The following is a 12,339-nucleotide window of genomic DNA, read 5'->3' on the forward strand; positions in this document are numbered from 1 at the left end:
CGTTACCCGGGAGTGTCCACGCCCTGCTTATGAACCAGGAGGCACAGTGGAGTCCCGCACTCTGGAGTCCTGCCAATGAGCCAGCCCGACAGCCGCTCTGCGATCCGTCCCGCGCCCGACCAGCCGCTGCTGGACGTGGCCGACTACGTGGTCGATTACACGGTCGATTCGACGGAGGCCTACGACACCGCGCGCTACATGCTGCTGGATTCGCTGGCATGCGCGGCGTTGGCGATGGAGCACGCCGAATGCGTCGCCCATCTCGGGCCGCTGGTGCCGGGCGCGGAGCTCAAGGACGGCGCCCGCGTGCCGTTCACCGGATTCCAGCTCGACCCGGTGCAGGCCGCCTACAACATCGGCGTGCAGATCCGCTGGCTGGACTTCAACGACACCTGGCTGGCGGCGGAGTGGGGGCACCCGTCCGACAACCTCGGCGCGATCCTCGGCGTGGCGGATTATCTGGGCCGGATTGCGCAGCAGGAAGGCAAGGCGCCGATGACCGTGCGCGACGTGCTCGGCTGGGCGATCAAGGCCCATGAAATCCAAGGCTGCTACGCGCTGGAGAACGCGTTCAACCGCCTGGGGTTGGACCACGTGATCCTGGTGCGCCTGGCATCGACTGCCGTGGCAACGCGGATGCTCGGCGGTGACCGCGACGCGATCTGGTCGGCGCTGTCGCACAGCTGGATGGACAACGGCGTCCTGCGCACCTATCGCCACGCGCCCAATACCAGCCCGCGCAAAAGCTGGGCCGCCGGCGATGCCTGCCGCCGTGCAGTAACCCACGCGATCAACGCCGTGCGCGGGGAGGTTGGTTGCCCGAGCGCGCTGACCGCGCCGACCTGGGGACTTTATGACGTCGCCTGCGACGGTCGGCCGTTTACCTTCGAGCGCCCTTTCGGCAGCTACGTGATGGAAAACATCCTGTTCAAGCTCAGCTTCCCCGCCGAGTTCCACGCCCAGACAGCCGTCGAGTGCGCCATGCAACTGCACGCGCATGTGAAGCAGCAGCTGGACGCCGGCGGCGTGGACGCCATCGAGCGCATCGAACTGGAAACCCAGCAGGCGGCCATCCGCATCATCGACAAGACCGGTCCGCTGTCCAATTACGCCGACCGCGACCACTGCCTGCAATACATGGTCGCCGTGCCGTTGCTGTTCGGGCGCCTCACCGCCGATGATTACGGCGACGCGGTTGCCGCCGACCCGCGCATCGATGCACTCCGGGACAAGATGACGGTGAGCGAGGACCCGCGATTTACCCGGGACTATTCCGATCCCGCCAAGCGCTATATCGGGAACTCGGTCCAGGTGTTTTTCAAGGATGGAAGCCACACGCGAAAGATTACGGTGGATGTTCCGATTGGGCATCGGGAGCGCCGGGCGGAGGGAATTCCGGTGCTGATGGACAAGTTCGAGCGCGCCATGCGCCGCCGGCTTTCGGCGGAGCGGGCGGATCGCTTGATGACTCTTGCAAATGCGCCAACGCAACTGGAATCACTTGCTGTCACCGACTTCATGGATCTGTTTTCGAACTGAACGAACCCCGATGCATCCGGCGGGGCTGCGGGAACTTAGTCAATTGTTAGTCGCCTGTTAACACGGCCTTCACGGTCACGACCCTAGGCTTCACCCCGATGGCGTCAAAACGGCAGCCGTCCTCAAGCGCTACCGAAACACGCACCCCGATTTCTACAGTCTCGTTCCATACCAGTTTTGATCCACACGGAGATACACGAATGAACAAGAAACTCCTTTGCGCAGCCATGCTTGGTGGCCTGGCGTTCGCCGGCGCCGCAAGCGCTCAAGAGTTCGATGACCGCTGGTACCTGACCGGTTCCGCGGGCATGAACATCCAGGACAACAATCGCGATTCGCGCGATGCGCCGTTCCTGGCTCTGGGCGTGGGCAAGTTCCTCAACCCGAACTGGTCGCTCGACGCCGAGCTGAACTACCAGAAGCCGAAGGCGGATCGCAACCAGGATCTGAACTGGAGCCAGTACGGTATCTCGCTCGACGCGCGTTACCACTTCATCGCGGAAGGCCGGAACTGGAACCCGTACGTGTTGATGGGCCTGGGCTACCAGCGCGCCGAGGAAGAGTTTGATCCGTCCAACCCGCTGCTGCCCGCGCGCTTCACCCGCAACGGTGCCCCCAGCGTGCAGAAAGACGGCCACGTCGCCGGCAAGCTCGGTTTCGGTGCCCAGGGCGATGTGGGTCGCGTCAAGATCCGCACCGAGTTGGCTTACCGCATTGATGCGCACGACGACAGCGTTGGCGCGTTCCTGAGCGACGACGTGCCGCGCGATGACGGTGCCGACTGGTTTGGTGACGTGCTGGCCTCGGTCGGTGTCGTGGTTCCGCTGGGTCCCGAGCCGATGGTTCCGGTTGCTCCCGCGCCGCCGCCGCCGGCCGCGCCTGTCCAGGAAGCCCCGGTTCCGGTCACCATCGACCTGCGTGGCGTGAACTTCGACTTCGACAAGTCGACCCTGCGCGCCGATTCGCTGGCGATCCTCAACGAGGCGCTGGAAATCCTGCGTCGTTACCCGGAAGTCCGCGTTGAAGTGGCCGGTCACACCGACCTCTGCGGTCCGGATGCTTACAACCAGGCGCTGTCCGAGCGTCGTGCGCGGGCCGTGTATGACTACATGACCTCCAACGGCATCGATTCCAGCCGCCTGGCCGGCCCGATCGGCTACGGCGAGAGCCGTCCGCTGGAGCAGACCGAGCAGACGCAGCCTGGCTGCCGCAACGAGCGTAACCGCCGCACCGAGTTGAACGTTCAGAACTGAGTGAGGCATTCACCGCTGCAGGTCCTCCTGCAGCCGTGACGTAATCCCGAAGCCCGGCAGAGATGCCGGGCTTCGCCTATTTTGGGCGCTTGTTAATAAAGTGTTCGAATATGTGTATCATCACGTTCGTGACTGCGGATCGTCGGGGCTTCGTGCCGCCTTCCGAAGTGACCTGCCTGTTCCAGCGATGTGTTGCAAAACCGATGTGTCGCCCAACCATTTCCCCCGGATCCACTGAAGGAGCTTTCCATGAAAATCCGCTTGATGAGCGCCGCGCTGCTCGCCGGCCTGGCATTTGCCTCGGCCGCCAATGCGCAGGAATTCGATGACCGCTGGTACCTGACCGGTTCCACCGGTTTCAACCTGCAGGACAGCGACCGTGGCACCAATGACGCCCCGTTCCTGGCCCTTGGCCTTGGCAAGTTCGTCAGCCCGAACTGGTCGATCGACGGTGAGCTGAACTACCAGAACCCGAACTTCGACGCCAACCAGGACCTGAACTGGAGCCAGTACGGCATCTCGCTGGACGCGCGCTACCACTTCCTGGCCGAAGGCCGCAACTGGAACCCGTACCTGCTGATGGGCCTGGGCTACCAGCGCGCCGAGGAAGAGTTCGACGCGTTCCCGAACCCGAACTCGCCCGGTCAGCGCGTTGACGGCAACCTGGCCGCCAAGGTCGGTGCCGGTCTGCAGGCCAACATGGGTCGCGTCGGTGTGCGTACCGAGCTGGCCTACCGCGGTGACTTCGACGATCAGAGCGTTCACAACCCGAACGAGAGCTGGTTCGGTGACCTGCTGGCCACCGTCGGCGTGATCGTTCCGCTGGGCCCCGAGCCCGTTGCTCCGGTGGCGCCGGCTCCGGTCGCCCCACCGCCGGCCGCTCCGGTTGAGGCCCCGATCCCGGTGACCATCGACCTGCGTGGCGTGAACTTCGAGTTCGACAAGTCGAACCTGCGCCCGGATGCGGTCTCGGTCCTGAACGAAGCCGCCCAGATCCTGCAGCGCTACCCCGAGCTGCGCGTCGAAGTGGCCGGCCATACCGACTCCAAGGGTTCGGATGCGTACAACCAGGCCCTGTCGGAGCGTCGCGCCAGTGCCGTGTATGACTACCTGACCAACAACGGCGTGGACGCCGGCCGTCTGGTGGGTCCGAACGGTTACGGCGAGAGCCGCCCGATCGCGCCGAACACCAATCCGGACGGTTCGGACAACCCGGCCGGTCGCGCCGAGAACCGTCGCACCGAGTTGAACGTGCAGAACTAAGCACGTCTGCAACAACAGGGGCGCCTGTCGGCGTTCCCTGCGCGCTACCGAAACCCGGCCATGTGCCGGGTTTCGTGTTTTTCGCGTCCCGGCCGGCCATGCGGCGCGCTTGCGGTTGTTCAACGCGTGGGGGGCGCCTACACTCCCGGTGACTGGACGCGGTGTCCAGATGCCGTTTCCAGGAGTCCGAACATGTTGCGTGCCGCTGCTTTTCTTGTCCTGTTGTCAGCCGCCGGAGTAGCAAACGCGCAAAGTGCTGCCGCCTGCAGCAGCCTGGCCGCCCCCGCCGTGCCAGTCCAACGCACGGTCATTGTCCCGGTTGCCTCGGAATTCCGTACTCCGGGTCGGCAGTTGGGGGCGCCCGCAGGCGTTCTGTCGCAGGCTTTGAGCGAGTCTCTTTCCGCCGAGCAGGTGATGTTTCGCAAGCACGTTGAGAGCTGCGCCGCGTTTGCCAGCATCGCACCACTGGCATCACCCGCCAGCCTGCCTGCCGCCACGGTGGCACCCGCAGTGCCGGGTACTGCGGCTTCGACGACCGGCGCCGTGCCCACGGCGACCGATCCGGCCGCCTACAAGCCGCGTACCGAATTCGACAACACGCCGTGGCGGTTCAACATGAGCGAGAACGGCCAGCGAATGACCGCCGATGCCTTCGACGAGTGGATGAAGGCCAAGGGGCTCCAGGTGGTGGGCGGCAAGTTCATGCGGATTCCAGCCGCGGCCGCGGCGCCGGCCGGGGAAGCGGATGCAGCCGAAACGCCGGTCCAGGAACAGTAGGCGGTTCAACTGGAGCGACTCCGGATCTTGGACCACGGTCGAGTCCAGGAAATGAAAACGGCCGCAGATGCGGCCGTTTTCATTGGTCATTGCGTGGGATATTTCCTGGTTCACCGGTCCGCGGCGTCACAGCCGCGCACCGGGCCGGGATCAGGCCGATTCCAGAGCGCGGGCCTGTCGAGCGCTCAGTCCTTCAGCACACCCAACTCGCGCCCGATGCGGACGAACGCCTCAATGGCCTGGTCGAGCTGCTCGCGTGTGTGCGCTGCGCTGATCTGGGTGCGGATGCGCGCCTCGCCCTGGGGTACCACGGGGAAGAAGAACCCGATCGCGTAGATGCCTTCATCCAGCAAGCGGTCGGCGAACTTCTGGGCCATCGGCGCGTCGTACAACATCACGGGGACGATGGGATGGTTGCCGGGCTTGAGGTCGAAGCCGGCGGCGGTCATTTTTTCGCGGAAGTAACGCGTGTTCTCCTCCAGCGTGGTGCGCATGGCGTCGGCGCCGGCCAGCATCTGGAACGCCCTGGTCCCGGCCGCGACGACATGCGGCGGCAGCGAGTTGGAGAACAGGTACGGGCGTGAACGCTGGCGCAGCAGTTCGATCACTTCCTTCTTGCCGGTCGTGAAGCCGCCCACCGCGCCGCCCATGGCCTTGCCCAGGGTGCCGGTGAAGATATCGATGCGGTCCATGACACCCTTGAGTTCGGCCGAGCCCCGGCCGGTGGCGCCGATGAAGCCGGTCGCGTGGCAGTCGTCGATATGCACCATGGCGCCGTACTTTTCGGCGAGCGCGCAGATCTGGTCCAGCGGGGCGACGAAACCGTCCATCGAGAACACGCCGTCGGTCGTGATCAGCTTGGTCTTGCAGCCGGCGGCTTCCGCGGCCTGCAACTGCTTTTCCAGGTCGGCCATGTCGCAGTTGGCGTAGCGGAAGCGCTGGGCCTTGCACAGGCGCACACCGTCGATGATCGATGCGTGGTTGAGGCTGTCGGAAATGACTGCGTCGTCGGGCCCCAACAGCGGATCGTACAGGCCGCCGTTCGCGTCGAAGCAGGAGGCATAGAGGATGGTGTCCTCAGTGCCGAAGAAGTCGGCGATCGTCTCCTCCAGCTCCTTGTGCAGGTCCTGGGTGCCGCAGATGAAGCGGACGGACGCCATGCCGAAACCGTGGGAATCCAGCGCGTCCTTGGCGGCCTGGATGAGGTCGGGATGATCGGCCAGGCCGAGGTAGTTGTTGGCGCAGAAGTTCAGCACCGTGCTGCCGTCTTCCAGGGTGATCTGCGCCGACTGCGGGCTGCTGATCACACGCTCGGACTTGAACAGGCCGGCCTCGCGGATTTCCTCGAGGCTGGTGGCGTAACGCTTGGTCAGGGACATGGCGGCTCCAGAAAGCAGTGGTCGATGTCGGTCGCTGCGCGCAGGTCGCGGTGGCGCGGCGTCGGTAAAACGCGGAGTGCGGCGGGCGAGCGGCGCGGACTCAATTCCAGCTGAGTACGATCTTGCCCGACTGGCCGGCTTCCATGAGGTCGAAGCCCTTCTGGAACTCGTCCACCGGCAGCTGGTGGGTCAGCACCTTGCCCAGCGGGAATCCGCCCAGCACCAGTTGGGTCATCTTGTACCAGGTCTCGTACATCTTCCGCCCGTAGATGCCGTGCAGGGTCAGGCCCTTGAAGATGATCTTGTCCCAGTCGGCGCCGGCGCCCTGGGGCATGATCCCGAGCAGCGCGATCTTGCCGCCGTGGTACATGCAATCGAGCATGTCGTTGAAGGCACGCGCGTTGCCGCTCATCTCCAGGCCGACGTCAAAGCCCTCCATGTGCAGGTCCTTCATCACGTCCTTCAACGAGGTGTTGGCGACGTTGACCACGCGGGTGGCGCCCATGTCGGCGGCGAGTTTGAGCCGGTAGTCGTTGACGTCGGTGACCACCACGTTGCGCGCGCCGATGTGCTTGCAGATGCCCGCCGCGATGATGCCGATCGGGCCGGCGCCGGTGATCAGCACGTCCTCGCCGACCACGTTGAACTCCAGCGCACAGTGCGCGGCGTTGCCGTAGGGGTCGAAGAACGCGGCCAGCTCGCTGGGGATCTGGTCGGGGATGGGCCACAGGTTGGTCGCCGGCATCACGATGTACTCGGCGAACGCGCCGTTGCGGTTGACGCCGATGCCGACGGTGTTGGGGCACAGGTGCTGGCGGCCGCCGCGGCAATTGCGGCAGTGGCCGCAGACGATGTGGCCTTCGGCGGAGACGCGCTGGCCGACGCGGTAGCCGGTGACGCCGGGGCCGAGGTCCACGATGCGCCCCACGAACTCGTGACCGATCACCAGGCCCGGCTGGATGGTGCGCTGGCTCCACTCATCCCACAGGTAGATGTGCAGGTCGGTGCCGCAGATCGCGGTCTTCTCCAGCTTTATGAGGACCTCGTTGGCACCGGCGGTTGGCACCGGGACGTCCTCCATCCAGATGCCTTTGCCGGCTTCGCGCTTGACCAGCGCCTTCATCGTGGAGGGGATCGAGTGCGCTGCGGAGGGCTGCGCGATGGCAATGGTGTCGGACATGGATGGCCTGGCGGAAACGGCGGATTGAGGGCCAATTGTACCGGCCGCGCCTTCGGCCCCGATGACGGACCTTGCACGCGCCGGTCCGGCGCCCCGACCGAAGGCATGACCGTTGGCGGTTGCGGACCGTCGCTGGCATTGCTTATCGTCGACGGTTGCACAACACAGACCGGGGCACCCGTGACCTTTCGACTCCTCTCGGCGGCCCTGACCGTCGCGCTCGCATCCACCGCCGCCCACGCCGATGAAGGCATGTGGCAACCCCGCCAGATGCCCGAGCTGGCAGCGCAGCTCAAGGCGCGCGGCCTGGAGATGGACCCGGCGGCGTTGTCCAACCTGGCCGGCAAGCCGCTGGATGCCGTCATCAGCTTGGGCGGCTGCACGGCAAGCTTCGTGTCACCTACCGGCCTGGTGGTGAGCAACCACCACTGCGTCTACGGCGCGGTGCAGTACAACTCCACGCCCGAGCGCGACCTGCTCAGCGACGGCTTCGTGGCCAGGACACTCGCCGACGAGCTGCCCGCCGAGCCCAATGCGCGCATCTACGTCACCCAGGAGATCGAGGACGTCACTGCCCGCATCACCGACGGGCTGGACGGGCTGGATGGCAAGGCGCGCTACGACACCGTGGAATCGCGCAGCAAGGCACTGGTGGCCGAGTGCGAGGCGCCCGGCGGCCTGCGCTGCAACGTCTACAACTTCCACGGCGGACTGCAGTTCTCGCTGATCCGGCAGCTGGAGATCCGCGACGTGCGCCTGGTGTATGCGCCGTCGGATGCGATCGGCAAGTTCGGCGGCGATGAGGACAACTTCGAGTGGCCGCGGCACACCGGCGACTTCGGTTTCCTGCGCGCCTACGTCGGCAAGGACGGCAAGCCGGCGGCGTACTCCGCGGACAACGTGCCCTACCGGCCGGCGAGCTGGCTGACGGTGTCCCAGCAGCCGCTGGAGGAGGGCGACTACGTCATGGTGACGGGCTACCCGGGTTCCACCGACCGCTACCGCCTGCCGGGCGAGGTCAAGCAGGCGATCGACTGGCGTTATCCGACCATGGTGGGCTACTTCGGCGACTACCTGGCCACGATTGACCGCACGACTGCTGGCGACAAGGCGGCGGCGCTCAAGTACGCCTCCACCGTGGCCGGCATCAACAACGTGCTCAAGCTGTATCAGGGCAACCTGGACGGGTTCGCCCAGATGGACGATCCGGTGGGCATGAAGCAGGCGCGCGAGGACGCGCTGGAGGCGTGGCTGGGCAAGCGCGGCAGCGAAGGCCGCGCACAGCTGGCCGCCATCCGCGCACTGGAGAAAGAGCTGGCCGAGGACCGCGCGACCCGTGAGCGCGACCTGTGGTTCAACACGGTTCTGGGCGGTGGCCTGCCCGGCGTGGCGGTCAACCTGTACCGCAACGCGATCGAGCAGGCCAAGCCGGACGCGGAGCGCAAGCCGGGCTATCAGGATCGCGATGCGCCGCGCATTGCCGGTTCGATGACCGCGTTCGACAAGCGCTACGACGCCAGGGTGGACCAGGCGCTGTTGTCGCTGCGCCTGCAGCGCTACGCCAGCCAGGTGCCCGCTCCGCAGCGCGTGGCGGCGCTCGACCGCTGGCTCGGCATCAGCGCCAGCGACAAGACCATACCCGGACTGGATGCCAAGCTGGACGCGCTCTATGCCGGCTCCAAGCTGGGCGACGCCGACACGCGGCTGGCCCTGCTGAAGGCGGACAAGGCGGCGATCGAGGCCTCCGATGACGCCGCCCTGCAGCTGGCCGTGGCGATGATGCCGACCGTGCTGCAGATCGAAGCCGAGGCCGAAGCCCGCTCCGGCCGGATCTCGGCGCTGCGGCCGAAGTACATGCAGGCGATGATCGATTTCAACCAGTCGCAGGGCAAGCCGGTGTATCCGGATGCCAACAGCTCGCTGCGCATCACCTTCGGCACCGTGAAGGGCTACTCGCCGCGCGACGGCGTGCAGATGACCCCGTTCACCACGCTGGCCGGCATCGTCGCCAAGACCACCGGCAAGGAGCCTTTCATCACCCCGCAGGCCGAGCTCGACGCGATTGCCGCCGGCAAGGGCGCGCAGTACCGGATGGATTCGCTGGGCGACGTGCCGGTGAACTTCCTCAGCGACGTGGACACCACCGGCGGCAACTCCGGCTCGCCGACGTTGAACTCCAAGGGCGAACTGGTCGGCCTCCTCTTTGACGGCAACTACGAAAGCCTCAGCGCCGGCTGGATCTTCAACCCCGAACTGACCCGCTCGATCCACGTCGATACCCGCTACATGCGCTGGGTAATGGACGAGGTCGACCACGCTGAACACCTCCTGGAGGAGATGGGACTGCCGCATGACTGACACCAACGAAAACCTGAAGACCGCCGTGCGCGGCGTCCTGCTGGCCACTGCGGCCGGCCTCGCATTCGGCGCCCACGCCGACGAAGGAATGTGGATGCCGTCGCAGTTGCCGCAGATCGCCGACCAGCTGGCCGCCGCCGGCTACAAGGGCGATCCGGCCGCACTGGCCGACCTGACCCGCCCGCCGATGAGCGCGGTGGTGTCGCTGGGCGGCTGCACCGCCAGCTTCGTGTCGCCGCAGGGTCTGGTGGTCACCAACCACCACTGTGCCTACGGCGCGATCCAGCTCAATTCCACGCCGCAGAACAACCTGATGGCGGACGGCTTCAATGCCGCCACGCTCAAAGATGAAGTCTCCGCCGGCCCCGCCGCCCGTGTGTTCGTGACCACGGACTTTGACCGGGTCACCGACCGCGTGCTGGCGGATGCCCGCGGGAAATCCGGTCGCGACTACTACGACGCGGTCGATGCGGCGAGCAAGGCGCTGGTGGCCGAGTGCGAGCAGGATGCCGGGTACCGCTGCAGCGTCGCCAACATGTACTACGGCACCGATTTCTACCTGGTCAAGCAACTCGAGCTCAAGGACATCCGGTTGGTCTACGCACCGCCCGAGTCGATCGGCAAGTACGGCGGCGAAATCGACAACTTCATGTGGCCACGCCACAGCGGCGACTTCGCGTTCTACCGCGCCTATGTCGGCCGCGACGGCAAGCCGGCCGCGTTCTCGCCCGACAACGTGCCCTACCGGCCCAAGGCGTTCCTCGAGGTGTCGACGGACCCGGTTGCCGAGGGCGACTTTGCCATGCTGGCCGGGTACCCGGGCCGCACGTTCCGCCACCGCACCGCAGCGGAGTTCGCCGACCAGGTAGGCACCCAGCTGCCCGAGCGCGTGGATCTGTATGCCGCGATGATCGACACCATCGAGCGCGCCGCCGCCAATGACGCCGATGCCGGCGTGCTCTACGCCTCGCAGGTCGCGAGCATGAAGAACAACCTCAAACGCGCGCAGGGTGAGCTCGACGGCCTGCGCCGCAGCGATGCGGTCGGCGTGCGCAAGCGCGACGAGGCCGCGATGCTGGCCTGGCTCGACAAACAGCCCGATGCCGCCAACGCCCGTCGCGACATCGATGCGGCGGCCGCGGTCATCGCCCAGTCGCAGGCCACGCGCGAGCGCGACCAGTTATTCGGGATGATGCGCAGCCAGACCCAGTTGCTCAAAAGCGCCATGCAGCTGCAGCGACTCGCGGTCGAGCGGGCCAAGCCCGACGCGGAGCGCGAAACCGGCTACCAGCTGCGTGACGAGGCGCAGATCGAGGCCTCGCTCAAGCAGGTCCAGCGCCGTTACGCCCCGCAGGTGGAAAAGGCCCTGCTGGCCGAGCTGCTGACCCGCTACCGCGCACTGCCCGCCAATCAGCGCATTGCCGAGCTGGACGCCGTGTTTGGCGCCGACAAGGCCCAGGCCGCCGCCGCGCTGGACACGCTCTACAGCGGCACCCGACTTGACGAAGAGGCGGAACGCCTGCGCCTGCTCGCCGCCGATCCCGCGGAGATCGCCGCGTCCACCGATCCGTTGATGCAGGCTGCTGCGACGTTGCTGCCGGCCCAGTTGCGAATCGCTGATGCGGACAAGTCCAGTGACGGCGAACTGCTGCGCCTGCGGCCGGCCTACATGCGCGCGCTGATCGGCTTCCGTGAGTCGCAGGGGCAGGCGGTCTACCCCGACGCCAACTCGACCCTGCGGGTGAGCTACGGCAAGGTCAGTTCGCTGGATCCGCGCGACGGCGTCCACTACACCCCGCTGACCACCGTGCAGGGCATCGTCGAGAAACACACCGGCGAGGATCCTTTCGACGCCCCGCAGACCCTGCGCGACGCGATCGCCAAGGGCGACTTCGGCAGCACCGTCGATCCCGTGCTGGGCACCCAGACGGTCAACCTGATGACCAACCTGGACACCACCGGCGGCAACTCCGGATCGCCCGTAATGGATGCCAACGGGAAGCTGATCGGCCTCAACTTCGACAGCAACTGGGAGGCGGTCAGCGCCAGCTGGATGTACGACCCGCGCTACAAGCGGGCCATCCACGTCGACGTTCGCTACCTGCGCTGGTTGATGGGCAAGGTGTATCCGGCACCGAACCTGTTGCGGGAAATGGAATTGCCGTTGGAGTAGGCGGGCGGACAGGGCGCCTCGTCGCGGGCAGGGGGTGAACGCCCTTGCTGCGAATGTCCCCCGGCACCGGTGAAGCCGGTGCCTCCTCCTTTACTTCGCCGCAAGGGCATCCACCCACTGAGGTCTGGCACGACGGTGGGTCACAACCGCAAGCCGCCCCGCACGGCGCGACGTGCCAGCATGGGGCGAGCTGTATGTCTTCGGGGCGAAATAAAGGAGGAGGCCGCCGCCGCAGGCGGTGGCCGGGGGACATTCGCCCCGGAGACATGCAGCTCGCCCGACCCCGTAGTCCTCGCCCGACCCCGTAGTCCCCGTCACCTGCGGGCCAACGCGCCGGACGCACACTCTCCGGCAGGCTAAAATCACCGATTCGACATCGGCAGGAGCACTTGCATGCGTTATTCGATATTGACCGCT

8 protein-coding genes are annotated in these 12,339 nt (G+C 66.2%); 6 read left to right on the forward strand and 2 right to left on the reverse strand.

Going from position 1 to position 12,339, the window contains the following annotated elements; genetic code table 11:
* The first annotated feature begins 75 nt into the window (after window positions 1–75).
* The 4 genes from INQ42_RS02735 to INQ42_RS13075 all read left to right on the forward strand — a co-directional run bounded on the left by INQ42_RS02735 (window position 76) and on the right by INQ42_RS13075 (window position 4,832).
* The gene (locus INQ42_RS02735; RefSeq protein WP_194035032.1) at window positions 76–1,539 is read left to right on the forward strand and encodes a bifunctional 2-methylcitrate dehydratase/aconitate hydratase; all 1,464 of its coding nucleotides are present in this window, start codon (window positions 76–78) and stop codon (window positions 1,537–1,539) included.
* A gap of 200 nt (window positions 1,540–1,739) precedes the next feature.
* Window positions 1,740–2,792: an OmpA family protein gene (locus tag INQ42_RS02740; protein WP_194035033.1), complete on the forward strand. Its 1,053-nt coding sequence runs from the start codon at window positions 1,740–1,742 to the stop codon at window positions 2,790–2,792.
* 249 nt (window positions 2,793–3,041) lie between these two features.
* Complete coding sequence (locus INQ42_RS02745; RefSeq protein ID WP_194035034.1) at window positions 3,042–4,055, forward strand: OmpA family protein; 1,014 nt, start codon at window positions 3,042–3,044, stop codon at window positions 4,053–4,055.
* A 414-nt stretch (window positions 4,056–4,469) separates the two neighbouring features.
* Window positions 4,470–4,832: a hypothetical protein gene (locus INQ42_RS13075; RefSeq protein WP_228062601.1), complete on the forward strand. Its 363-nt coding sequence runs from the start codon at window positions 4,470–4,472 to the stop codon at window positions 4,830–4,832.
* 185 nt (window positions 4,833–5,017) lie between these two features.
* On the opposite strand, the gene kbl is transcribed toward INQ42_RS13075, so the two are convergent.
* The gene (gene kbl, locus INQ42_RS02755) at window positions 5,018–6,211 is read right to left on the reverse strand and encodes a glycine C-acetyltransferase (RefSeq protein ID WP_194035036.1); all 1,194 of its coding nucleotides are present in this window, start codon (window positions 6,209–6,211) and stop codon (window positions 5,018–5,020) included.
* 100 nt (window positions 6,212–6,311) lie between these two features.
* Window positions 6,312–7,346, reverse strand: a complete 1,035-nt coding sequence (gene tdh, locus INQ42_RS02760; protein ID WP_194035715.1) for an L-threonine 3-dehydrogenase — start codon at window positions 7,344–7,346, stop codon at window positions 6,312–6,314.
* 225 nt (window positions 7,347–7,571) lie between these two features.
* Here tdh and INQ42_RS02765 point away from each other — a divergent pair, with 225 nt between their 5' ends.
* Both INQ42_RS02765 and INQ42_RS02770 read left to right on the forward strand, forming a co-directional pair.
* Window positions 7,572–9,749, forward strand: coding sequence for a S46 family peptidase (locus tag INQ42_RS02765; RefSeq protein ID WP_194035037.1), 2,178 nt, complete (start codon window positions 7,572–7,574; stop codon window positions 9,747–9,749).
* The gene (locus INQ42_RS02770) at window positions 9,742–11,922 is read left to right on the forward strand and encodes a S46 family peptidase (protein WP_194035038.1); all 2,181 of its coding nucleotides are present in this window, start codon (window positions 9,742–9,744) and stop codon (window positions 11,920–11,922) included. Before INQ42_RS02765 ends, INQ42_RS02770 begins: the two co-directional genes overlap by 8 nt.
* The last annotated feature ends 417 nt before the right edge of the window (window positions 11,923–12,339 follow it).

Source organism: Lysobacter avium (genome assembly GCF_015209745.1).
In the GTDB taxonomy this organism is placed as follows: Bacteria; Pseudomonadota; Gammaproteobacteria; order Xanthomonadales; family Xanthomonadaceae; genus Novilysobacter; species Novilysobacter avium.